Origin of the sequence: Bradyrhizobium sp. HKCCYLR20261, from assembly GCF_051168435.1 — a bacterium.
GTDB lineage: Bacteria > Pseudomonadota > Alphaproteobacteria > Rhizobiales > Xanthobacteraceae > Bradyrhizobium.
The window spans coordinates 76,338-101,127 of record NZ_JBNPUZ010000010.1; the positions used below are offsets into that span (position 1 = coordinate 76,338).

15 protein-coding genes are annotated in these 24,790 nt (G+C 64.6%); 12 read left to right on the top strand and 3 right to left on the bottom strand.

Translation table 11 applies throughout. From position 1 onward, the window contains the following. Positions 1 to 102: 102 nt before the first annotated feature. Complete coding sequence (locus tag ACQR1L_RS22690; RefSeq protein WP_008962211.1) at positions 103 to 2,046, bottom strand: PrkA family serine protein kinase; 1,944 nt, start codon at positions 2,044 to 2,046, stop codon at positions 103 to 105. 444 nt (positions 2,047 to 2,490) lie between these two features. On the opposite strand from ACQR1L_RS22690, the gene ACQR1L_RS22695 reads away from it, so the two are divergent. The 8 genes from ACQR1L_RS22695 (at position 2,491) to ACQR1L_RS22730 (ending at position 11,312) form a co-directional block, all read left to right on the top strand. Next, positions 2,491 to 3,099 (top strand): hypothetical protein, encoded by a 609-nt coding sequence (locus tag ACQR1L_RS22695; protein ID WP_434860145.1) that lies wholly within the window; start codon positions 2,491 to 2,493, stop codon positions 3,097 to 3,099. Between the two features lie 52 nt (positions 3,100 to 3,151). Next, positions 3,152 to 3,598 carry a DsrE family protein gene (locus tag ACQR1L_RS22700; protein WP_434860146.1) on the top strand — a complete coding sequence of 149 codons (447 nt, stop codon included), beginning with the start codon at positions 3,152 to 3,154 and terminating at the stop codon, positions 3,596 to 3,598. Between the two features lie 179 nt (positions 3,599 to 3,777). Beyond that, positions 3,778 to 6,624, top strand: coding sequence for a bifunctional transaldolase/phosoglucose isomerase (locus ACQR1L_RS22705; RefSeq protein WP_434860147.1), 2,847 nt, complete (start codon positions 3,778 to 3,780; stop codon positions 6,622 to 6,624). Between the two features lie 13 nt (positions 6,625 to 6,637). Further along, positions 6,638 to 7,693 (top strand): phosphogluconate dehydrogenase (NAD(+)-dependent, decarboxylating), encoded by a 1,056-nt coding sequence (gene gnd, locus ACQR1L_RS22710; protein WP_434860148.1) that lies wholly within the window; start codon positions 6,638 to 6,640, stop codon positions 7,691 to 7,693. Next, a complete protein-coding gene (zwf, locus tag ACQR1L_RS22715; protein WP_434860149.1) occupies positions 7,690 to 9,213 on the top strand; it encodes a glucose-6-phosphate dehydrogenase in 1,524 nt (507 codons plus the stop codon). The genes gnd and zwf overlap by 4 nt, the downstream gene beginning before the upstream one ends. 30 nt (positions 9,214 to 9,243) lie before the next feature. Then, positions 9,244 to 9,963 (top strand): 6-phosphogluconolactonase, encoded by a 720-nt coding sequence (pgl, locus tag ACQR1L_RS22720; protein ID WP_434860150.1) that lies wholly within the window; start codon positions 9,244 to 9,246, stop codon positions 9,961 to 9,963. Beyond that, positions 9,953 to 10,480 carry a gluconokinase gene (locus tag ACQR1L_RS22725; RefSeq protein ID WP_434860151.1) on the top strand — a complete coding sequence of 176 codons (528 nt, stop codon included), beginning with the start codon at positions 9,953 to 9,955 and terminating at the stop codon, positions 10,478 to 10,480. Before pgl ends, ACQR1L_RS22725 begins: the two co-directional genes overlap by 11 nt. Positions 10,481 to 10,499: 19 nt before the next feature. Continuing rightward, a complete protein-coding gene (locus ACQR1L_RS22730; protein WP_434860152.1) occupies positions 10,500 to 11,312 on the top strand; it encodes an HAD family hydrolase in 813 nt (270 codons plus the stop codon). 17 nt (positions 11,313 to 11,329) lie between these two features. Here the strand turns inward: ACQR1L_RS22730 and ACQR1L_RS22735 are convergent, their stop codons facing one another. Continuing rightward, positions 11,330 to 13,141 (bottom strand): glycoside hydrolase family 15 protein, encoded by a 1,812-nt coding sequence (locus ACQR1L_RS22735; protein ID WP_434860153.1) that lies wholly within the window; start codon positions 13,139 to 13,141, stop codon positions 11,330 to 11,332. A gap of 41 nt (positions 13,142 to 13,182) precedes the next feature. After that, positions 13,183 to 15,135, bottom strand: a complete 1,953-nt coding sequence (malQ, locus tag ACQR1L_RS22740) for a 4-alpha-glucanotransferase (protein WP_434860154.1) — start codon at positions 15,133 to 15,135, stop codon at positions 13,183 to 13,185. 373 nt (positions 15,136 to 15,508) lie between these two features. On the opposite strand from malQ, the gene treS reads away from it, so the two are divergent. From treS to treZ, 4 genes are read left to right on the top strand one after another with little or no spacing between them, the layout of a single operon-like run. Beyond that, positions 15,509 to 18,811, top strand: coding sequence for a maltose alpha-D-glucosyltransferase (treS, locus tag ACQR1L_RS22745; protein ID WP_434860155.1), 3,303 nt, complete (start codon positions 15,509 to 15,511; stop codon positions 18,809 to 18,811). Then, positions 18,808 to 20,946: a 1,4-alpha-glucan branching protein GlgB gene (gene glgB / locus ACQR1L_RS22750; RefSeq protein ID WP_434860156.1), complete on the top strand. Its 2,139-nt coding sequence runs from the start codon at positions 18,808 to 18,810 to the stop codon at positions 20,944 to 20,946. The genes treS and glgB overlap by 4 nt, the downstream gene beginning before the upstream one ends. Before the next feature lie 4 nt (positions 20,947 to 20,950). Beyond that, entirely contained in the window at positions 20,951 to 23,026 is a 2,076-nt protein-coding gene (glgX, locus tag ACQR1L_RS22755; protein WP_434860157.1) for a glycogen debranching protein GlgX, read from the top strand. After that, the gene (gene treZ, locus ACQR1L_RS22760; protein WP_434860158.1) at positions 23,023 to 24,789 is read left to right on the top strand and encodes a malto-oligosyltrehalose trehalohydrolase; all 1,767 of its coding nucleotides are present in this window, start codon (positions 23,023 to 23,025) and stop codon (positions 24,787 to 24,789) included. Before glgX ends, treZ begins: the two co-directional genes overlap by 4 nt. The last annotated feature ends 1 nt before the right edge of the window (position 24,790 follow it).

Genomic DNA, 24,790 nt, shown 5'->3' on the forward strand with positions numbered 1-24,790 from the left:
CCGACGCTCGGCGCCGAACGCTCCGCGTCGATCATAGCCCAGGCGCCGACGTCCATCCGATGGCCTGCAGCACATGCAGCGACCATCGGCGCCGGACCACGATCAACCCGCCTGCTTCACCCGCATGTACCACTCGACCAGCCGGCGGACCTGCCGCTCGGTATAGCCGCGCTCGACCATGCGCTGGACGAAGTCGGCGTGCTTCTTCTCGGTATCGCCGTCCTTCTTGGTGCCGAAGGAGATGACCGGGAGAAGGTCTTCGACCTGCGAGAATATCCTCTTTTCGATGACTTCGCGGATCTTTTCGTAGGAGGTCCAGGACGGATTTTTTCCGCCGTTCTGGGCCCGGGAGCGCAGCGAGAACTTGACAACCTCGTTACGGAAGTCCTTCGGGTTGGCGATCCCCGCCGGCTTCTCGATCTTGGTCAGCTCCTGGTTCAGGAGCTCGCGATTGAGCAGCTGCCCGGTGTCGGGATCCTTGAAGTCCTGATCCTCGATCCAGGCATCGGCATAGTCGACGTACCGGTCGAACAGGTTCTGGCCGTAATCGGAGTAGGATTCGAGATAGGCCTTCTGGATCTCGTGGCCGATGAACTCGGCGTAGCGTGGCGCGAGGTCGGCCTTGATGAATTCGAGATAGCGCTTCTCGATCTCCTCCGGCAGCTGCTCACGCTTGATCGACTGCTCCAGCACGTACATCAGGTGCACGGCGTCGGCCGAGACTTCCGACGTGTCGTGATTGTAGGTCGCGGCCAGCACCTTGAAGGCAAAGCGGGTGGAGATGCCGTCCATGCCCTCGTCGACGCCGGCGGCGTCGCGATATTCCTGCACGCTGCGCGCCTTCGGATCGGACTCCTTCAGGCTCTCGCCGTCATAGACCCGCATCTTGGCGTAGAGCGTCGAGTTCTCGTGCTTGCGCAGCCGCGACATCACCGAGAACCGGGCCAAGGTGTCCAAGGTCGCCGGCGCGCAGGGCGCGGTGGCGAGCTCGGAGCCCTGGATCAGCTTCTCGTAGATCTTGCGCTCTTCGGTGGTGCGCAGGCAGTACGGCACCTTGATGACGCAGATGCGGTCGATGAAGGCCTCGTTGTTCTTGTTGGTCTTGAAGCTCTGCCACTCCGCTTCGTTGGAGTGAGCGAGGATCACGCCGTTATAGGGGATCGCGCCGATGTTCTCGGTGCCGATATAGTTGCCTTCCTGCGTCGCGGTCAGCAGCGGGTGCAGCATCTTGATCGGCGCCTTGAACATCTCGACGAATTCGAGAATGCCCTGGTTGGCGCGGTTGAGACCGCCCGAATAGCTGTAGGCGTCCGGATCGTTCTGCGCGTAGGTCTCCAGCTTGCGGATATCGACCTTGCCGACCAGCGAGGAGATGTCCTGGTTGTTCTCGTCGCCCGGCTCGGTCTTGGCGATACCGATCTGGCGCAGCCGCGACGGCTGGATCTTGGCGACGCGGAATTGCGAGATGTCGCCGCCGAAGGCTTCGAGCCGCTTGTAGCACCATGGGCTCATCAGTCCCGTGAGGCGGCGGCGCGGAATGCCGTATTTCTCCTCCAGCATCGGGCCCAAGGTGTCGGGATCGAACAGGCTGAGCGGAGATTCGAACACCGGGCTCAATTCATCGCCGGCCTTGAGCACGTAGATCGGATGCACCTCCATCAGCTGCTTCAGGCGTTCGGAGAGCGACGACTTGCCGCCGCCGACCGGGCCAAGCAGATAGAGGATCTGCTTGCGCTCTTCCAAGCCCTGCGCGGCGTGGCGGAAGAAGCCGACGATGCGCTCGATCGTATCTTCCATGCCGTAGAAGCCGGCGAAGGCGGGATACAGGCGAACCGTCCGGTTCAAAAAAATACGGCCAAGGCGTGGGTCCTTGGCCGTGTCAATCATCTGAGGCTCACCGATCGCAGCTAGTAGTCGCTCCGCGGCGTTCGCGTATCGCATCGGGTCGGTTCGACACGATTCCAGATATTCCTGCATCGACATGTCGGTCTGGCTTCGGGCCTCGAACGACCTCGCGAACGCGTTGAACAACGAATCGTTGTACATGATCCCTCTCCACGTAGGTTCCGCCGCACTGCTGCAACGAGCCGAGATCGAAGTACGTTCCTCCTGATCTCGAACGACTCAGAGTGAAGCGCGCTAGCCCCTATTGGGCACCGTCTTCGTCCTTTTCCGCAACGCAAAGTGCATGCAGCATATGCCTGATCAACATGCACTTCGCTCAATAGTTCGGCAAACTGGTGCCAATCGGCTCTATTTGTACCTCAATGTCTCTGCTTCGCAACATCCGCAATACCCCGGCACCGTAGTCCCCCGCGTCGCACAAGGCCTTGTGAAGGCACGTGAACCCGAAGCTGCGACACCCGATGAGGATGGTCGCGCCGGACGTGAACCGCGGATGAACGAGAATATTCTTCGCCGCGACGAAGGATTGGAACGATTCATCCGCGGCGCTTGCCGCGAACAAGTCAGGTTCAATCGGCCACGTTCATGAAACGGATTGTTCTCCTCGTGCTCACGAGCTGCGCGATGGTGGTTGCGGCACGCGCCGACGACATCGTCAGCAAGACGCAAGCGCGCATGTTCGACACACGCGTCTTCACCAAGGCGCCTGGACAGAAGGCTTATGCCTGTTTCACGCGTCGCTACGATGCCGATCATCTCGCGCGCCATCCCAAGCAGAAGGTTTCGGCCATGCAGTTGCTCATGACCGCGGAGATTCCGCCGGGCGAACGCGAGATGACCTATTCGTTTCGTCTGGGCGTGAGCTATCGCGACCGGCCCGGCGATTTCGACTCCAGTGGATCGTGCGAACACGCGCGTGTCAACGCCGCCGGTGGAGAGATTCGTTACAATTGCCCCGTTGACTGCGAGGGCGGCGGCATCGAGATCGCAATGGCGAAGGATGACAAGGCCGCGATCGTGCGCTTGACCCGCATCACCGTCTGGCAGCGCGACAACAAACCTGACGCCGAGGCTGGCGACGCGCTGGTCGCCGGCGCCGATGACAAGATCTTCCGCGTCGATCGCAGCGACGTCGCCGACTGCGCGGGGCTGGTGACCGACCGCAAGGAGCTCGCGGCGATCCGGCACAAATGAGACCATCACGAAACAGATGTGGCGCGTTGCTGGCAATGCAAGGAGGCGGACGATGGATCGGCGCAACATGTTGAGCGCAGCCGTCGCCGCCCTTGGCGCGCTGTTCGCGAGCTCGCGCGCACAAGCGGCGACCGAGAGCGCCGCATCCGGCAGATTAAAAGTCGTTTACCATTTGAACGAGAGCGACAAGGTTGGCTTCGTTCTTGGCAACATTCAGAATCACTACGACGGCGTCGGCGGCCCGGATCACGTCACGATCGCGCTGGTGATCCACGGCCCCGCGCTGCGCGCCTTCACTACGGGCGCGGCGCCGGACATCCGCAGCCGCATCGGACATTTCTCCAAGTCCGGCCTCGAGCTCGCCGCCTGCGGCAACACGATGAAGGCCCAGAACATCGCTCTCAGCGATCTGCTGCCAGGCTTCGTCGTGGCCGAGAAAGGCGGCGTCGTCAGGATCGCCGAGCTGCAATCCCAGGGCTATCTCTACATCCGCCCCTGACGTCCCTCCCCACACCCGAAATCCGCCCAAAGCGCTTGGGATTGCACAGGGATCAATCCAATATGAATGGCGTTATCCATACCGGTGGCGCATAGTTGTTCATATTGGGTCCATGTCGGTCTGGCAGGATGCCCCGATTGGAACCCGAAAAAGCAAGCCGACGCACATAGATAGGCATCATGAATCCGGTCAAAGCTCTCGAAGAACACGGCCAGGCGGTCTGGCTCGATTTCCTCGCACGCGGCTTCGTCGCCAAGGGCGACCTCAAGCGGCTGATCGACGAGGATGGCGTCAAGGGCGTCACCTCAAATCCCGCGATCTTCGAGAAAGCGATAGGCAGCTCCGACGAATACGACTCCCCGATCGCCAAGGCGCTGAAGCACGGCGACCGCTCGCCAACCCAGCTGTTCGAGGCTGTCGCCGTCGAGGACATTCAGAACGCCGCCGACGTGCTGCGGCCGGTCTACGACCAGTTCAAGGGCAATGACGGCTTCGTCAGCCTCGAAGTCTCGCCCTATCTGGCGATGGACGCCAAAGGCACGATCGCCGAGGCCGAGCAGCTCTGGAAGGCCGTGGATCGCAAGAACCTGATGATCAAGGTCCCGGCCACGGACGCCTGCCTGCCGGCGATCCAGCATCTGATCTCCACGGGCATCAGCGTCAACATCACCTTGCTGTTCTCGCAAGAGGTCTATCGGCAGGTTGCCGAGGCCTATCTCGCCGGTCTCGAAGCCTATGTCGCCGATGGCGGCGATCCGTCGCATGTCGCGAGCGTGGCCTCGTTCTTCGTCAGCCGCATCGACAGCGTCGTCGACAAGCAGCTGGACGAGAAGATCGCCCAGGCCAACGACCCCACGGAGAAGGAGCGGCTGACCGCGCTGAAGGGCAAGATCGCGATCGCCAATGCCAAGATGGCGTATCAGGATTACAAGCACCTGTTCTCCGGCGACCGCTGGGAGAACCTGGCCGCCAAAGGCGCCAAGCCGCAGCGCCTGCTCTGGGCCTCCACCGGCACCAAGAACAAGGATTATCGCGACGTCCTCTATGTCGAGGAGCTGATCGGGCCGAACACGGTCAATACGGTGCCGCCGGCGACGCTGGACGCCTTCCGCGATCACGGAGAGGTGCGCGACAGCCTGGAGGAGGACATCGACGCCGCCAAGGCGGCGCTCGAGGATCTCGCCAAGACCGGCATCTCGCTCGACGACATCACCGCCGACCTCGTGGTCGACGGCGTCAAGCAGTTCGCCGATGCCGCCGACAAGCTCTATGGAGCGGTGGCGCATAAGCGCGCCGTCGTGCTCGGCGAGGCGCTCGGGCAGCAGTCGATCGCGGTTGCTGCTGATCTCGACAAGAAGGTGCAGGCCGCCACCGAGGAGTGGCGCAAGGCCGCCAAGATCCGCCGCCTCTGGCACAAGGATGCTTCGGTCTGGACCGGCAAGGACGAGCACAAATGGCTGGGCTGGCTGACCAGCGCCGAGACAGCCGACATCGCCGACTACGAGGACTATGCCCAGCGGGTGAAGGGGCAAAAATTCTCCGACGCGGTCGTGCTCGGCATGGGCGGCTCCAGCCTCGGGCCGGAGGTGCTTGCGAAGACCTTCCCGCGCACGTCCGGCTTCCCCAAGCTGCACGTGCTCGACTCCACCGATCCGGCGCAGGTGCGCGCGATGGAGAAGAAGATCGATATTGCAAAGACGGTCTTCATCGTCTCCTCGAAATCGGGCGGCACCACCGAGCCGAACGCGATGAAGGATTACTTCTTCGCGCGCGTCAGCGAGGCGATCGGGCCGAAGAAGGCCGGCCATCGCTTCATCGCCGTCACCGATCCCGGCTCCTCGCTGGAAAAGGCGGCCAAGGCGCAGGGCTTCGCACGCGTCTTCCACGGCGAGCCGACCATCGGCGGCCGCTATTCGGTGCTGTCGCCATTCGGCCTGGTGCCGGCCGCGACCGCCGGCATCGACGTGCGCAAGCTGATCAAAAATGCACTATCCATGGTCCGCTCCTGCGGCCCGGACGTGCCGCCGCTGCAGAATTCGGGCGTGCAGCTCGGCCTCGCCATGGGCCTCGCCGGGCTCGACGGCCGCGACAAGGTGACGATCTTCGCCTCGCCCAGAATCGCCGATTTCGGCGCCTGGGTCGAGCAGCTGATCGCGGAGTCCACCGGTAAGGAAGGCAAGGGCCTCATCCCGATCGACGGCGAGCCGGTTGCCTCGCCCGAGGTCTACGGCCATGACCGCTTCTTCATCGACATCAAGGTCGATGGCGACGATGTCGCCGGCCACGACGACAAGCTGGCCGCGCTCGAAGAGGCGGGTCATCCGGTGGTGCGCATCGTGTTGGCCTCGATCGGCCAGCTCGGGCAGGAGTTCTTCCGCTTCGAGATGGCGACGGCCGTTGCTGGCGCCGTGCTCGGCATCAACCCGTTCGATCAGCCCGACGTGGAGTCCGCCAAGATCAAGACCCGCGAGCTCACGGCGGCGTTCGAAGAGACCGGATCGCTTCCCGCCGAAGAGCCGGTCGTCGCCATCAAGGGCTGCGAGCTCTACACCGACAGCCATAACGCCGAGAGCCTGCGCGAGCACGGCGCCAACGGCAGCCTCGCCTCGTGGCTGAAGGCGCATCTCAGCCGCGCCGGCGACGGCGACTACATCGCGCTGCTCGGCTATATCGAGCACAATGACGCGAACACCGATGCCTTGCAGCGCATGCGTATGAAACTGCGCGATAGCAAGCATCTGGCGACCTGCGCCGAGTTCGGCCCGCGCTTCCTGCATTCGACCGGCCAGGCTTACAAGGGCGGCCCGGACAGCGGCGTGTTCCTGCAGATCACCGCCGATGATGCGCAGGACCTGCCGATCCCCGGCCAGCAGGCGAGTTTCGGCGTCATCAAGGCGGCGCAGGCGCGCGGCGATTTCGACGTGCTCACCGAGCGCGGCCGCCGCGCACTGCGCGTGCATCTCAAGGGCAATCTGAAGTCGGGCCTGAAGCTGCTCGACAGCGCCATCACCGAAGCGCTGAGCTAGGAAGGTCTCGTCGATGCAGTTGGGAATGATCGGTCTCGGGCGGATGGGCGGCAACATCGTGCGCCGCCTGATGCGCGCGGGACATTCGTGCGTGGTCTATGATCGTGACGCGAAGGCGGTCGCCGCCCTGGTTTCCGAGGGCGCGACGGGTGCCGCGAGCCTGGAAGAGTTCGTCGGCAAGCTTGCGACGCCGCGGCATGCCTGGATCATGCTGCCGGCCGGCAAGATTACCGAAGCGACCGTCGAGCAGCTCACCAAGCTGATGTCCTCCGACGACGTCATCATCGACGGCGGCAACAGTTTTTGGCAGGACGACGTTCGCCGGGGCAAGGCGCTGCGTGAGCGTGGCCTGCATTACGTCGACGTCGGCACCTCCGGCGGCGTCTGGGGTCTCGAGCGCGGCTATTGCATGATGATCGGCGGCGACAAGGCGGTCGTCGACCGGCTCGATCCGATATTTTCGACGCTCGCTCCCGGCATCGGCGACATCCCGCGCACGCCCGGCCGGGACGGCCGCGATCCCCGTGTCGAGCAGGGCTATATCCACGCCGGCCCGACCGGCGCCGGGCATTTCGTCAAGATGATCCATAACGGCATCGAATACGGCCTGATGCAGGCCTATGCCGAAGGCTTCGACATCCTGCGTCATGCCAACAGCGACGCGTTGCCGGAGGCGCATCGCTTCGATTTCGACCTCGCCGATATCGCCGAGGTCTGGCGCCGCGGCAGCGTGATCCCGTCCTGGCTGCTCGACCTCACCGCGAGCGCGCTCGCGCGCCAGCCGGGCCTGGAAAAATACTCCGGCTATGTCGAGGATTCCGGCGAGGGCCGCTGGACCGTCAACGCTGCGATCGACGAAGCCGTGCCGGCGGAGGTGCTGACCGCGGCGCTGTTCGCGCGCTTCCGCTCGCGTCAGGAACACACCTTCGCGGAGAAGATCCTGTCCGCCATGCGCGAAGGCTTCGGCGGCCACAAGGAGCCCGAGCAGCATCCTGATCCTGCGCGCCAGAGCGCGCCGGAGATCGTCAAGCCCAAATCTGACGCGGCTGACAAGGCGGACCGCGCGTGACCCCGCTGCATCCTCACCAGCCGCCGCACCAGAAGCCCGACGCCTGCGCCTTCGTCATCTTCGGCGTGACCGGCGATCTCACGCACCGGCTGGTGCTGCCGTCGCTCTACAATCTCGCCGCCAGCAATCTGCTGCCGGACCGGTTCTGCATCGTCGGCATCGCCCGCAAGGGCATGTCGAGCGAGCAACTCCGCAGCAATCTGATGGAAGGGCTGCGCAAATACGCGACGCGGCCGATCGAGGACGAGATCGCGCAGCGCCTCCTGCATTGCGTGACCGCGATCGAGGCCGATCCGAAGGAGCCGGACAGCTTTGACGAGCTGAAGGAGCGGCTTGAAAAACTCGAAGCCGCAAGGGAGACACACGGCAACCGGCTGTTCTATCTGGCGACACCGCCCGCCGCCTTCGCCCCGATCGCGCAGCAACTCGGCCGTGTCGGGCTGTTGAAGGAGGACGGTAAGGCGTGGCGGCGGCTGGTGGTCGAAAAGCCGTTCGGCACCGATCTCGCCTCGGCCAAGAAGCTCAACGATCAGCTGCTGGAGCTCGTGACCGAGCATCAGATCTACCGCATCGATCACTATCTCGGCAAAGAGACGGTGCAGAACATCCTGGTGCTGCGCTTCGCCAACGGCATGTTCGAGCCGATCTGGAACAGGCATCACATCGACCACGTCCAGATCACGGTCGAGGAGAAGCTCGGCGTCGGCACGCGCGGCAGCTTCTATGACGCCACCGGCGCGCTGCGCGACATGGTGCCGAACCATCTGTTCCAGCTGCTGTCGCTGGTGGCGATGGAGCCGCCGGCGCGGTTCGATGCGCATACCGTGCGCTCCGAGAAGGCCGAGGTGCTCTCGGCGATCCAACCGCTGACCGAAGAGGAAGCGCTGCTGAATTCCGTGCGCGGCCAGTACAAGGCGGGCACGATCGGCGACACCGAACTGGCTGCTTATCGCGAGACCAGGGATGTGAATCCCGACAGCGCGACCGAGACCTATGCGGCGCTCAAGCTCACGATCGACAATTGGCGCTGGGCCGGCGTGCCGTTCTATCTGCGCACCGGCAAGGCGCTCGGCGCCAAGCGCACCGAGGTCGCGATCAAGTTCCGGCAGGCACCGTTCGCGATGTTCAGCTGCACGCCGATCGATACGCTTGCGGAGAACTATCTCGTCATCGGCATCGAGCCGACGCAGAGCATCACCCTGCAGTTCAACACCAAGATCCCGGGGCCGACCATCCGCACCGACGGCGTGCAGATGAAGTTCAACTACAAGGACTATTTCCAGGCCGAGCCCGCGACCGGCTACGAGACCCTGATCTATGACTGCATGATCGGCGACAATATCCTGTTCCAGCGCGCCGACAGCGTCGAGGCCGGCTGGAAGGCGGTTGAGCCGTTCATCGAGGCCTGGAAGAAGGCCGGCCACGACGGCCTGCATACGTACAGTGCGGGAAGCGAAGGTCCCAAGGCTGCGGCGGAGCTGCTCGCGCGCGACGGCCGCAGCTGGCGCAAGCCGGTCTAGACGATGGCGGGGCTTGCGGACCGCCAACTGATGCGCGTCGCCGACAAGGCGACGATGGCAAGGGTCGCGGCCGAACGATTGCTGACACGGATCGACGCCAATCCGGAACGCGTGGCCATCTGCCTGACCGGCGGATCCAGTCCGAGGCAGCTGTATCAGCTGTTGGCGTCCGATGCCTATCGCGACCGCATTCCCTGGGCGCGCGTGCATTGGTTCATCGGTGACGAGCGCGACGTGCCGCCGGGCGATCCGCTGCACAACATGACGATGGCGCGCCAGGCCTTTCTCGATGCCTGCGCGCCGGCCGCCAACATCCATCCGATCCCAACCGACGCGTCCGGCCCGGAAGCCGGCGCCGCGGACTATCAGCGCGCACTACAAGCGTTCTATGGTGATGCGAAGCTTGATCCCGCCCGCCCGTTGTTCGACCTCGTGCTGCTCGGCATCGGACCAGATGGTCATGTCGCCTCGCTCTTCCCCGGATTTCCGGCCATCGAAGTGACCGATCGCTGGGTGGTCGGCGTCGACAAGGCCCATGTCGCGCCGTTCGTCCCGCGCATCAGCCTCACCCTGCCCGCGCTCGCCTCCTGCCGGACCATGCTGTTCGAGGTTGGGGGCGCCGACAAGCGGGCGATCATGTCGCGCGTGCTGACGGGTGAAGACCTGCCGGCCAATCGCGCCCGCTCGCTCCAGGAAACGATTGTTCTCATCGATGCCGATGCATGGCCGGAGGGGCAAAGTGGCGTCTGACCTGCCCCAGGCGCTCATCGTCATGGGCGTGTCGAGTTCAGGCAAGAGCACGGTCGGCGCCGCCTTGGGCGAGCGGCTCGGCTGGCGCTTCGAGGACGGCGACAGCTTTCATCCGCCGGCCAATGTCGCCAAGATGAGCGCGGGCCATCCGCTGACGGACGAGGACCGCTGGCCTTGGCTGCGAGCCATCGCCGAGGAGATCGCGCGCTGCCGCGCTCACGGCGAGCACATCATTCTCGCCTGCTCGGCGCTCAAGAGAGCCTATCGCGATATCCTGGTGGGCAACCGCGACGATGTCCGCCTGGTGTATCTCAGCGGCAGCCGCGAGCTGATCGCGGACCGGATGGAGCACCGCGAGAACCATTTCATGCCACCTGGCCTGCTCGCCAGCCAGTTTGCGACGCTGGAACCACCGACAGCCGACGAGCGTCCTATCACCGTCTCGGTCGACGCTCCCATCGCGGCCATCGTCGACGAGGTTCTGCAACAGCTTCACGCCGGCCAGGGTCGCCCCTGACCGCGAACAGGAACGGCTCATGACCCGCATCGCTCTCGTGGTGTCCGATGTCGACGGCACGCTGCTGACGAAGGACAAAGTCCTGACCGAGCGCGCCGCGAAGGCGGCGCGCCGGCTGCACGAATCCGGCGTCGCGTTCACGCTGACCTCCAGCCGCCCGGCGATCGGGATGCGCTTCCTGGTCGAGCCGCTGCAGATCACCCTGCCGCTCGGGCCGTTCAACGGCAGCTCGATCATCGATGCCGACATGCGCCCCGTGGAGCAGAGCCTGATCCCGCAAGGCGCCGCGGAGCGCAGCATCGAATTCCTCCACCGCGCCGGCGTCGACATCTGGCTTTTTACCAACGATGCCTGGCTGACACGAAATCCGCACGGCGAATACGTGCCGAATGAGCGTCGCGCCATCCGCGCGGAGCCGACGATCGTCGAAGACTTCCAGCCGCATCTCGCGAACGCCTGCAAGATCGTCGGCGCCAGCAGCGATTTCGACCTGCTGGCCCGCTGCGAAGGCGAGATGCGCGACGCACTGGGCAGTGAGGCCACCGCTGTCCGCTCGCAGAGCTACTATCTCGACATCACCCCGCCCGGGCATAACAAGGGCACCTTCGTCTCGGCGATGGCACAACGGCTCGGCATTCCGCTCGACCAGGTCGCGACCATCGGCGACATGCACAATGACGTTGCGATGTTCGAGGTCAGCGGGCTGTCGATCGCCATGGGTAACGCAAGCGAGGACGTGAAGAGCAAGGCCACGCGCGTCACGACCTCCAACCAGGACGAGGGCTTCGCCAACGCGATGGAGATGATCCTGGCGGAGAACGCGGAAGGCTAGCCGACGCGCGGGCAGCCTCACGCGTCCGAGCGCTGTTTCGCCGGCTTTTCGGCGGCCCTCTTGGCGCTGCAGAGATTCTGCGCCGTATTGATCAGCGCGATGTGCGTCAGTGCCTGCGGAAAATTGCCGGTCTGCCGGCGCGCGTCCGTATCATATTCTTCGGCCAGCAGGCCGACATCGTTGGCGATCCCGACCACGCGCTGGAACAGCGTCTCCGCCTTGGCGATGTCGCCGCCGAGCACATGGGCGTCGGCCAGCCACAGGGTGCAGGCGAGGAACGCGCCCTCGATCGGCTGCTGCTCATCTGTCGGCACCTCCCGCGGATCGTGCCGCAGCACGAAGCCGTCGTGAACGAGATGCTGCTCGATCGCGGCGATGGTGCCGCGAATGCGCGGGTCGGAGCTCGGCAGAAAGCCGACCGCGGGCAGCAGCAACAAGCTCGCATCGAGCAGCTTCGAGCCGTAGGAGTCGACGAAGCTACCGACGGAGGCATCGTAGCCCTTCTCGCAGACGTCGTGATGGATGGTCTCGCGCAGCCGCCGCCAGCGTTCGAGCGGCGCTTTCAGCCCGAACCGCTCGGCGCTCTTGATGGCGCGATCGAACGCGACCCAGGTCATGACCTTTGAGAACACGTAGTGGCGGCCGTCACCGCGACGCTCCCAGATGCCATGGTCGGGCTGGTCCCAGACATCGGTGAGATGGTCGACCACGGCGCGTTCGAGCGCCCAGGTGCCGTCGTTCAGCTTGAGCTTTGTCATGCGCGCCTGATGGAAGGCGTCGATCAGTTCGCCATAGACGTCGAGCTGCAACTGCGCATGCGCGGCGTTGCCGATCCGCACCGGCTGCGAGCCCTCATAGCCGGGCAGCCATTCCGCCTCCCATTCGGTCAGCCGGCGCTGCCCCATGATGCCGTACATGATCTGCATATGCGCCGGCGCGCCGGCGGCTGCACGCAGGAGCCAATTGTGCCAGGCCAGGGCCTCCTCGGTGTAGCCCGAGTTCATCAGCGCCAGCAGCGTAAACGTGGCGTCGCGCAGCCAGCAGAAGCGATAGTCCCAATTGCGCCGACCGCCGAGCTTTTCCGGCAATGATGTCGTGGGCGCCGCGACGATACCGCCGCTCGGGCCGTAGGTGAGCGCCTTCAGCGTGATCAGCGAGCGCATCACGAGATCACGATGATCTCCCTGAAACGTGCAGCGCTGCGACCACTCCGACCAGAACGCCTCGGTGTCGCGAAGCGCCTGCTCGTAGTCGATCGCGTTGGGGACCGGCAGGTGAGAGGGGCCATAGGTCAACACGAACGGCGCGGTCTCGCCCGCGGTCACCTCGAATTCCGCGATCGTGGTCATGTCTTCGCCATGCGTCGCGACCGGAGTATGAAGCACGGCCATGTCCGGGCCGCACACGGCGAGCAGCGCGGACCGATCCTCGGAGCGCCGCACCCAGGGAATCTCGACGCCGAAGCCGAAGCGGATGATGAGGTCCATGCGCATCGGGACCTTGCCCGAGATGCCGCGGACAAGGCGCACGACATCGGAGGCGCTGCCGCGCGGCGGCATGAAGTCGATCAGCTCGACCGTGCCCGTCGCCGTCTCGAACCGGGTCTCGAGAATGAGGCTGTCGCCGCGATAGCGACGCGACGTCGTGGTCACCTCGCCGCGTGGCTCGATCAGCCAGCGGCCGTTGCGATGATCGCCCAGGAGAGCGGCAAAGCAGGCGTCCGAGTCGAACGCCGGCCAGCACAGCCAGTCGATCGACCCGTTGCGGCTCACCAGCGCCGCCGTCTCACAATCACCGATCAGCGCGTAATCTTCGATCCTGCAGGACATTCCACATCCGTGTGCAAATGCCCCCACCCGCACCCCGCATTCTAAACGCCGGCGGGACTGATCCGTTCGGCCGTCGCCGTTCGCAACGCCTCCAAACTCGTGCTCGCGGCGAGGTCTTCGATCGGAACCGGAATCTTGCGGCGCCAGTTCGGATGCTCGTCGATGGTGCCGGGAATGTTCGGCTGGTCGACGACCCCCAGCAGATCCTCGATCGAGACCACGAGCAGGCGCGACCGAGTCCGCGACAGGAAGCCGATCGCGGCATGCACGTCGTTGCTCTGAATCCCATTATGGCGCAGCACCTCGTCCCACAGTCCGAGCGCACGCCAGCGATCCTGGTCGGTCTCGCCGGGGTCGATGCCCAGACCACGCTTGGTGTTGAGATCGCCGAACGACCGCCAGCCGGCATAGGTCGACAGATCATGCGTATTCAGCGTGACCAGCGCGTTGGGCGGATAATAGTCGAGATCGCGGAAGCGGCCGCTGTCGTCACGCTCGAAGATCATCACCTTGTAGGACCACAGACCCCAATCCGCCATCTGCTCGCGAAAACCTTCCGGGACGGTGCCGAGATCCTCGCCGATGACGATGCACTGGTTGGCGACGCTCTCCATCGCGGTGGCGGCAAGCAGCGCATCGAACGGCATCAGGACATAGGCGCCCTGCTTGGCCGGAAAGCCGTGCGGGACCAGATAGAGCCGCTTCAGCCCGAGCACGTGATCGAGCCGGATCGCGCCGGCATGGCGCATCGAGGCCCGGATCATCTCCCGGAACGGCTCGAAATTCTTCAGCTCCAGCCCCGGCGCGTTAAAGCCCGCCAGGCCCCAGTTCTGACCGACCGTGTTGAGCGGATCGGGCGGCGCACCGACCGACAGCGTCCGCGAGATGGCGCCCTGCTCGTTCCAGGCATCGAAGCCGTCGGATTGAACGCCGACGGCGACGTCGAGATAGAGGCCGACCTTCATGCCGAGGCGATGCGCGAGGTCCTTGCAATGGCGCAGCTGCCGCTCGGCGAGCCACTGCACATAGGCGACGAAATCGGCCTCGCGGCTATCAGGCCCGGCGAGCAGCGCCGCGCAGCGCGCCGGATCGGGTTGGCGCCATTCCTCGGGCCACTCCCACCACGGCGTCTGAAACCGGTGACGCAGCACCTCGAAGCAGGTGAAGCGCGCCAGGAGGTCGCCGCGCTCGGCGCGGTAGGCCTTGAACTCGGCGGCGTCAGCACTGCTCGGCGCGGCCATGAAAGCATCGAAGGCTGCGCGCAGCGCCGGCCATTTCAATGCAGCGACACCCTTGTAATCCACCAACTCGGCCTGCCGCAGCGGCTCGAGAGCCTTGCTGTCCGGCCCGTTGGCAAAACCCGGCGCCTGCTCGACGTCGACATAGAGCGCATTGAGAAACAGCCGGCTGTTCGGCGCATAGGGGCTGAAATCGCCGGGCCGGTCGTCGAACAGCGCGTGCAGCGGATTGAGGCCGACACCGTCGGCACCTAGCTTCGCACACTGCGTGATCAGATCCGCCAGGTCCGTGAAATCGCCCATGCCCCAGTTGCGGCGTGAGCGGATGCCATAAAGCTGAACCGCCAGCACCCAGACGCGATCGAAATCACCACTGAAGGCCTTGCCCGGCGTGACCAGCAGCGGCAGCTCATCGCGGCATGACGACGCATCGGTCAATTCGACCCGATAGCTGCCGACCGGAAGGTCGGCCGGCCATTCGAGCGAGAGCTCCTGCGCCTCGCCGCGCGCGACCACGACATCTCCGCGCTTGACCGCCCAGACCACCGGCAACTTGGCCGCCTCGTCCAATCGGCTGCGCGCCGGTTGCCCGGAGCGAATCACGACGGCGCCGTTCAGAAGCGGGTGCGGCGTGGCCCTTGGGAAGGCCTCGACGATGATTTTGAGGGCCGCCTCGTCGGTGACGCGGAGTTGTCCCTGACCATCGTAGAATTCTGTCAGGATTCCGAGACTGTGAGCTTCTTTGAAGAGATCCATTCGGCACGCGATTCTGGACGTGGCAATTGTCGCACGTCGTCAAATTGTTGTTGGAAGGCAACAGGATAGACCCCCAACGCGCCGCCCTCGCGCTCGTTCCCTGGGGAACAAAATCGCCCGTGGCAGCTTTGTTATGGGGTCGTCTCGGGTCCTAGCGAACCGGGACACTGTTTTCTTGTCAATGGCATCACCGTGAACAAATTCGCGCACACGTTCGAGAGCGTCCTCCGGCGAGACGCTTTCTCCCCTATTCTGCCCTCTTTTGAGGAGAGCCGCATCTCGCGGGGCCGATGCCATCACGACCATAGCCGATGGGACCACACCCCGCGCGATTGCAGCCGCTTCGTTCTCCTCCTTCCCCGGTGAGGGCCTCATGAACCTGATGTCATCCCTGGACGCCCCGCTCCAGACCGAGACCGATGGCGACGGCCTCTGGTACAAGGACGCGATCATCTACCAGTTGCACGTCAAGGCATTCGCCGACAGCAACAATGACGGGATCGGCGATTTCGCCGGCCTCACCGAAAAGCTCGACTACCTGCAGGATCTCGGCGTCACCGCGCTGTGGCTGCTGCCGTTCTATCCCTCGCCCGGGCGCGACGACGGCTACGACATCGCCGACTACGGCAGCATCAATCCCGATTTCGGGACCATGAAGGATTTCAAGCGCTTCATCCAGGAAGCGCAGCGCCGGGGCCTGCGCGTGATCACGGAGCTCGTGGTCAACCACACCTCCGACCAGCATCATTGGTTCAAGCGGGCCCGCCGCAGTCCGCCCGGGTCGAGCGCGCGCAACTGGTATGTCTGGAGCGACACCGACCAGAAATATCTGGGCACGCGCATCATCTTCACCGACACCGAGAAGTCCAATTGGACCTGGGACCCCGAAGCCGGCCAGTTCTACTGGCACCGCTTCTTCTCGCATCAGCCGGACCTGAACTTCGACAATCCGCGGGTGGTCAGCGCGATCATCCAGGTGATGAAGCGCTGGCTCGACGCGGGCGTCGACGGCTTCCGGCTCGACGCGATCCCCTATCTCTGCGAGCGCGACGGCACCAACAACGAGAACCTGCCGGAGACGCACGCGATCATCAAGCGGCTGCGGGTCGAACTCGACAATTACGCCAAGGACAAGCTGCTGCTGGCCGAGGCCAATCAGTGGCCGGAGGACGTGCAGGAATATTTCGGCCAGGGCGACGAGTGCCACATGGCCTATCATTTCCCGCTGATGCCGCGCATCTACATGGCGATCGCGCAGGAAGACCGCTTTCCGATCACCGACATCCTGCGCCAGACTCCCGATATCCCCGCCACCTGCCAATGGGCGCTCTTCCTGCGCAACCACGATGAGCTGACCTTGGAGATGGTGACCGACGTCGAGCGCGACTATCTGTGGTCGACCTATGCCAACGATCCGCGCGCCCGCATCAATGTCGGCATCCGCCGGCGGCTCGCGCCGCTGATGGACAATGACCGGCGCAAGATCGAGCTGATGAACTCGCTCTTGATGTCGTTCCCGGGCACGCCGATCATCTACTACGGCGACGAGATCGGCATGGGCGACAACATCTATCTCGGCGACCGCAACGGCGTGCGTACGCCGATGCAATGGACTCCGGATCGCAACGGCGGCTTCTCGCGCGCCGACCCGGCCCGGCTCTACGCGCCGATGATCATGGACCCTGTCTATGGCTACGAGGCGGTCAACGTCGAGGCGCAATCGCGCAGCCAGTCGTCGCTGCTGCACGCGACCAAGAAGCTGATCTCGGTGCGCAAGTCGACACTCGCTTTCGGCCGGGGCACCATGACGTTCATCCGGCCGGCCAACCGGTCGGTGCTGGCGTATGTGCGACAGTACAAGGACGAGGTCATCCTCTGCGTCGCCAACCTGTCGCGTTCGGCACAGGCGACCGAGCTCGATCTCTCGGCCTTCAAGGACCGCGTGCCGATCGAAATGCTCGGACGGTCGCGTTTCCCCGCGATCGGCGATCTTCCCTACATGATCACGCTCGCGCCCTACGGCTTCTATTGGTTCCAGCTCAAGGAGCGCGAGAAGTCCGAGCCCGTCATTCAGCGTGCCGTTCCGGAATTCGAGACGCTGGTGGTGCCGCTCGGCTCGACCTGGGTCTCGCTGGCGCGCACCCGCAGCGTGTTCGAGCGCGACGTGCTGCCGGGACATCTGTCGCGCACGCGCTGGTATCCCGAGCGCTCGGCCGACGCGATCCACCCGACGCTGACCTCGGCGATCCCGTTCTGCGACATCGGCGACAACCGTCCCTGGCTGATCTTCTTCAAGGCGTCCGAGCGCGACGACAAGCTGCGCTACCTGTTGCCGATGCAGATCGAATGGGTGCGCTTCGATCGCGACCGCTACAATCCGCAGGCCCTTGCCGCCGTGCGCCAGGGCGCCCGTGAGGGCACCCTGCTCGACGCTGCCACCAGCCCGATCTTCCTCGCGCTGCTGCTGCACAATCTGCAGCGATCGCTGACGGTGGAGGAGAACGGCGTCCGGCTGGAATTCCGGCCGACCTCGAAATTCCCGGACAAGCAGATCCGTGAATCCGAGCAGGTGCGTGTGGTCGAGACCGACCGCTGCAGCAGCAAGGCGGTCGTCAACAACGAGTTCTTCGTCAAGATCCGCCGTGAGCTGGAGGCAGGTCCGCATCCCGAAGTCGACGTCGGCCGCTTCCTGACGGAGACGGTCGGCTTTGCCAACGTGCCGCCGCTGCTCGGCAGCGTCGAGGTGATTCAGGAGGGCGAGCGGCAGACCGTCGGCTGTGTCCACGGCTACATCGAGAACCAGGGCGACGGCTGGACCGTGAGCGCCGCCTATCTCGACCGCTTTGTCGACGATCAGCGCGTCTTTGCCGCCAGCGGCGACGAACGCCAGAGCGAGGAGCTCTCGCCCTATCTGCGCTACATGACCCAGGCCGGCCGCCGCTTCGGCGAGTTGCATGCCGCACTCGCTTCGCGCAGCGACCTGCCGGAGTTCGCCCCCGAACCGACCACGGCCGATGGTCTCGATCACTGGATCGACCGGCTGCGCGCCGAGGCCGGCCGGGTGGTGGCCGGGCTGAGCGAACGCCGCGACCACCTGAAGGATCCAGAGCGGGGACTGGCGGATCAGGTGCTCGCCAGACGCGGCGAATTGTCGGAACGGCTAAGCACCTTGCTTCTGCACCAAATCGGCGGCTGCGACATCCGTCTGCATGGCGATTTCCATCTCGGCCAGATCCTGATCGTCAAGGACGACATCGTCATCATCGACTTCGATGGTGACGAGGGACTGCCGCTCGCCGAGCGCCGCCGCAAGGCCCCGCCGGCGCGCGACATCGCAGGCTTCCTGCGCTCGATCGATTGCTCGGCCCGCGTTGCACTCGAGCGCGCGTTGAAGGCAGGTCCTGACGATCACGGCCGGATCGCCGCCGCGTTGTCGGAGTGGCGCGATCAGGCGACTGCCGCATTCCTGGGCGGTTATCGCGAGGTCAAGGCCAACCAGCGCCTCTGGCCGGACGATCCGCACAGCGCGGAGGCGCTCCTTAACTTTTTCCTGCTGGAAAAAGCCCTCGGCGCGCTCGAATATGATCTGGCCCACCGGCCGGATTGGCTTCGCGTCGCGCTGGGCAATCTGCTTCGCGTCCTGTCCGTGCCAGCTCCTGCCAGCGAGTCTTCATGACCCATCTTTCTCCCGAGGCGTTTGCGATCATCGAGGGCCGGCATGCCGACCCGTTTCGCTATCTCGGTCAGCACAATGTGGACGGCAAGACCGTCGTGCGCGCGTTCCTGCCGGAGGCTTCCCGGGTGGAGGTGGTCGGCGAGCATGGCGAAGTGGCACCGCTGGCGCGCATCCACGATGCCGGCCTGTTCACCGGGACGATGTCGTCGATGCAGCGCTATCGCCTGCGCGCCACCTTTGGCGATCAGGTCACCGACCTCGAGGACCCCTACCGCTTCCTGCCCATTCTCAGCGATTTCGACCTGCATCTGCTCGGCGAGGGCAACCACGAGCGGCTCTACGACAAGCTCGGCGCGCACCCGATGGTGATCGACGGCGTCGACGGCGTCGGCTTCATCGTGCTCGCGCCGAATGCGCGGCGCATCAGCGTGGTCGGAGATTTCAACTTCTGGAATGCGCGGCGGCATCCGATGCGGGTGCGTGGCAACGGGTATTGGGAGCTGTTCATTCCGCGCGCCCGCGCCGGCGACCACTACAAGTTCGACATCATCGGCCCGCAGGGCGAGCACCTGCCGCTGAAGTCCGATCCGATGGCGTTCGCAGCCGAAGTGCGCCCGAAGACGGCCTCGATCGTCGTCGACGAAACGCGCCTGCCCCGGCCGCAGCCCGCGCCGCATGACATCAACAAGCTGAACAGGCCGGTCTCCATCTACGAGGTGCATCTCGGCTCGTGGCGGCGCAAGGACGACAATCAATGGCTGACCTATCGCGAGCTGGCCGAACAGCTGCCGGCCTATGCGCGCGACATGGGCTTCACCCATATCGAATTTCTCCCGATCAACGAGCATCCATTCGACGGCTCCTGGGGTTATCAGCCCACCGGCCTGTACGCGCCGACCAGCCGCTTCGGCAGCCCTGAGGATTTCTGCGCACTGATCGATGCCTGCCATCGCGAGGGCCTCGCGGTGTGGCTCGACTGGGTGCCGGGACATTTCCCGGACGATCCGCACGGCCTCGGCCATTTCGACGGCACCGCGCTGTACGAGCATGCCAACCCGATGCAGGGCCGGCACCTCGACTGGGGCACGCTGATCTACAATTATGGCCGCACGGAAGTCGCCAATTTCCTGCGCTCCAATGCGCTGTTCTGGCTCGAGCGCTACGGCATCGACGGCCTGCGCGTCGACGCCGTCGCCTCGATGCTCTATCTCGACTACAGCCGTCCCTCCGGCGGCTGGATCCCGAACAAGTTCGGCGGCCGCGAGAATCTCGAAGCCATCGAGTTTCTGCGCCGGACCAACATCGACGTGTTCGGGCATTTCCCGCAGGCCACCACGGCGGCCGAGGAGTCCACCGCGTGGCCGCAGGTGTCGCGGCCGGTCGACATGGGCGGGCTCGGCTTCGGCTACAAGTGGAACATGGGCTGGATGCACGACACCTTGCGCTACGTCAGCAAGGATCCGATCCACCGCAAATATCATCACGGCGAGATCCTGTTCGGCCTGCACTACGCCTTCTCGGAAAACTTCATCCTGCCGCTGTCGCATGATGAGGTCGTGCACGGCAAGCGCTCGATCCTTGGCCGCATGCCGGGCGACGACTGGCAGCGTTTTGCGAACCTGCGCGCCTATTACAGCTTCATGTTCGGCCATCCCGGCAAGAAGCTGCTGTTCATGGGCTGCGAGATCGCCCAGGAGCGGGAGTGGAATCACGACACCTCGCTCGATTGGCACCTGCTCGGCGACCGCAGATATGCCGGCATCCAGGCCCTGATCCGCGACCTCAATCATCTCTATCGCAACGTGCCGGCGCTGCATGAGCGCGATTGCGAGCCGGACGGGTTTGAGTGGCTGATCGCCGATGATTCCGACCGCAACGTCTTCGCCTGGGCGCGGAAAGGCTTTGATGATCACGCCCGCTGCGTCGTGGTCGTGAACTTTTCGCCCAACGTGTATTACAATTACCGGGTCCGCGTGCCGCTCGGCGGCACATGGAGGGAAGCTTTCAACTCCGACTCCCTCCATTATGGCGGCAGCAATGTCGGCAATGTCGGCCAGGTCCATGCCTCTGAAGATCAACACCTCAACCTCATCCTCCCGCCCATGGCAGCGGTATTTCTCGTCCCGGAAGCCTGATTCCATGCGCTTGGCCGCAGGAAGCCACGCCCGTCTCGGCGCCACCTGGGACGGACGGGGGACGAATTTTGCGTTGTTTTCCGCCAATGCCGAGAAGGTCGAGCTCTGCCTGTTCGACAGCCAGGGCCGGCGCGAGATCGAACGCATCGAGCTGCCGGAGCGGACCGAGGACGTCTGGCACGGCTACCTGAACGACGTCTCGCCGGGCCAGCTCTATGGCTACCGCGTCTATGGCCCGTACGAGCCGGAGCGCGGCCACCGCTTCAACGCCAACAAGCTGCTGCTCGACCCCTATGCTAAGCGCCTCGCCGGCCGGCTGGTCTGGAGCGACGCGCATTTCGCCTACCGCGCCGGCTCGCCGCGCGAGGACCTGTCGTTCGACCGCCGCGACAATGCGCGCGGCATGCCCAAGGCCGTCGTCATCGACGAGACCTTCAACTGGGGCCGGCGCGAGATGCGGCCGCAGATCCCATGGGAGGACACGATCATCTACGAGGCCCACGTCAAGGGCCTGACCAACAAGCGCGACGACGTGCCGCCGAACCTCCGCGGCACCTATGGCGGCCTGTCGTCGCCGGCGATGATCAAGCATCTGAAGCGGCTCGGCGTGACCACGGTCGAGTTGCTTCCGATCCATGCCTTCATCGACGACCGCATGCTGGTCGAGAAGAAGCTGGTCAATTACTGGGGCTACAACACGATCTCGTTCTTCGCGCCGGAGCAGCGCTACGCGCAGGACAATCCGCTCGACGCATTCAGGACGACCATCGCGCGGCTGCACGATGCCGGCATCGAGGTCATGCTCGACGTCGTCTACAACCACACCGCCGAAGGCAACCATCTCGGGCCGACGCTGTGCTACCGCGGCATCGACAACGCCTCCTATTATTGGCTCAAGCCCGACAATCCGCGCTTCTATGACGACTTCACCGGATGCGGCTCGTCGGTGAATCTCACGCATCCGCGCGTGCTGCAAATGGTGATGGATTCCCTGCGCTATTGGGTCGAGGTCTGCCATGTCGACGGCTTCCGCTTCGACCTCGCCACGACCTTGGCGCGCGAGAAGCACGGCTTCGACCGGCGCAGCGGTTTCCTCACCGCGATCCGGCAGGACCCTGTTCTGGCCGGCGTCAAGCTGGTCGCCGAGCCCTGGGACGTCGGCCTCGGCGGCTACCAGGTCGGCGCCTTCCCGTCGCAATGGTCGGAGTGGAACGACCGCTATCGCAGCGCCATGCGGCGCTACTGGAGCGGCGAAGGCAGCCTGATCGGCGAAGTCTCGAGCCGCATGACCGGCTCGTCCGACATCTTCAACCATGACGGCCGCACCCAGCGCGCCAGCGTCAACCACGTCACCGTCCATGACGGTTTCACACTGGCCGATCTGTTCGCCTACAACAGCAAGCACAACGAGGCCAATGGCGAGGACAATCGCGACGGCTCCAACGACAATCACAGCAACAATTTCGGCCATGAAGGGCCGACCGACGACGTCACGATCAATGCGCTGCGGCGGCAGTCGCGCAAAAACCAGCTCGCCTGTCTGTTCCTGGCGCAGGGCCTGCCGCTGCTGCTCGCGGGCGACGAGGTCGGCAACTCGCAACACGGCAACAACAACGCTTATTGCCAGGACAACGAGGTCGGCTGGGTCGATTGGAGCGGCATCGGCCGCGAGGGCGACGACCTCACCGACTTCATCGCGCACATGACAGAATTGCGCCGTCGCTTCGGCCAGATCCGCGCGCGCCGCTGGTTGGATGGCCGCCGCTCCGACGGCAGCTTCGGCGTGTTGTGGCTGACGCCTGCGGCGGAGGAAATGACGCAGACCGACTGGACTTTTCCCGACGGACGATTTCTCGCCTATGTGCTCGGCCCGGTGGAACAGGAACAGGCTCCGATCTTTATCGTTCTGAACGCCGCCCCCGAAGAGATCGGATTCAAATTGCCCAAGCTCGCCGAAACCAAGATTTGGCAACAGGTTCTCGACACCACCCAAGCCCAGCAGAAGCAGGCCGACTTCGCAGCAGGGGCTGACCTGAAGGCACCACCCCGCTCTGTCCTGGCGTATGCGGGCCTGTCATGAGCGCGCGTCAATTCGGACCTCGCATCACCGCCAACGGCACGACCTTCCGGCTGTGGGCGCCCGCCGCCGAGCGGGTCGATCTGGTGCTCGACGGACGTCATGAGATGCAGCGCGGCGACGGCGGCTGGTACACGCTCGATGTCCCCGGCGTCGGCGGCGGCGCGCGCTACAAGTTTCGTATTGATGACGAGCTCGACGTTCCCGATCCCGGCTCCGACTTCCAGCCCGAGGATGTGTTCGGCCCGAGCGAGGTGATCGATCACAGCACCTACACCTGGCGCTCCAAGGAGTGGCGTGGACGGCCGTGGCAGGATGCGGTGTTCCTGGAAAGCCATGTCGGCACCTTCACCCAGGACGGCACTTACAGGGCGATGATCGACAAGCTCGATCACCTCGTCGAGACCGGCATCACCGCGCTCGAGTTGATGCCGCTGGCGGACTTCGCCGGCTCGCGCAACTGGGGCTATGACGGCGTACTGCTCTACGCGCCCGATCACGTCTACGGCCGTCCCGACGATCTGCGCGCGCTGATCGACGAGGCGCACCTGCGCGGTCTGATGGTGTTCCTCGACGTCGTCTACAATCATTTCGGTCCCGAGGGGAACTACATCGGCCGCTATGCCCCGACCTTCTTCACCGACGCCCACACGCCATGGGGCAGCGCCATCGACTACCGCAAGCAGGAGGTGCGCGCCTTCGCGATCGAGAACGCGTTGCATTGGTTGACCGACTATCGCTTCGACGGACTGCGCTTCGACGCCGTCAATCACATCCTCCATAATGAGGGTGAGATCCCGATGCTGCACGATCTCAGTGCGGCGGTCGGCGAGCTCGCCGCGCAGACGGGGCGACACATCCATCTCGTGCTCGAAAACGGCGACAACCGCGCCAGCATGCTCGACGCCGCTGAAGATCCGCCGCGCGGCAAGTTCCGCGCGCAGTGGAATGATGACTATCACCATGTCTGGCACGTGATGCTGACCGGCGAGACCGGCGGCTATTATGGCGACTACCAGCAATCGCCGCGCAGCGGGCTCGCGCGCGCCCTCGCGTCCGGCTTCGTCTATCAGGGCGAGCAGGCCGCCTTCTGGGGAGGCATTGCCAGGGGCGAACCGAGCGGTCATCTCGCCCCCGGCGCGTTCGTGAATTTCCTGCAGAACCACGACCAGATCGGCAACCGCGTGTTCGGCGACCGTCTCGAAGCGCTGGCCCCGCCCGAAGGCATCGCGGCCGCGCTCGCCGTGACCCTGCTCGCGCCGACCGTGCCGATGCTGTACATGGGCGAGGAATGGGGCTCGAAGCAGCCTTTCCCGTTCTTCTGCGACTTCAAGGGCGATCTCGCGAACGCCGTGCGCAAGGGACGCCGTAGGGAATATGAGTGGGCGTATGCCAAGTATGGCGACGAGGTGCCCGATCCGCTCGACATCGAGACGTTCAAGTCCGCGATCATCGATTGGGACGCGCGCAACGAGTCTCCTGGTCGCGAGCGACTGGCGCTGGTGCGCAATCTGCTCGTCGCGCGCCACCGGCATGTAGCGCCGCGACTGCCGGGCGCGAGCTTCGGCAAGGCCGACGTCACCGAAGACGGCCGCCTCAGTGCACATTGGGTCATGGGCGACAGCACCACGCTGCGGCTGCTCGCCAACGTCTCCGACACGGAGATCGCGGGTGATGCGAGCCTGCTCACGAGCACGCCAATCTGGGGCGGCACGCCGGGGGACTGTCTGCCGCCCTGGTCGGTGTTCTGGAGCATCGGAGGATAGT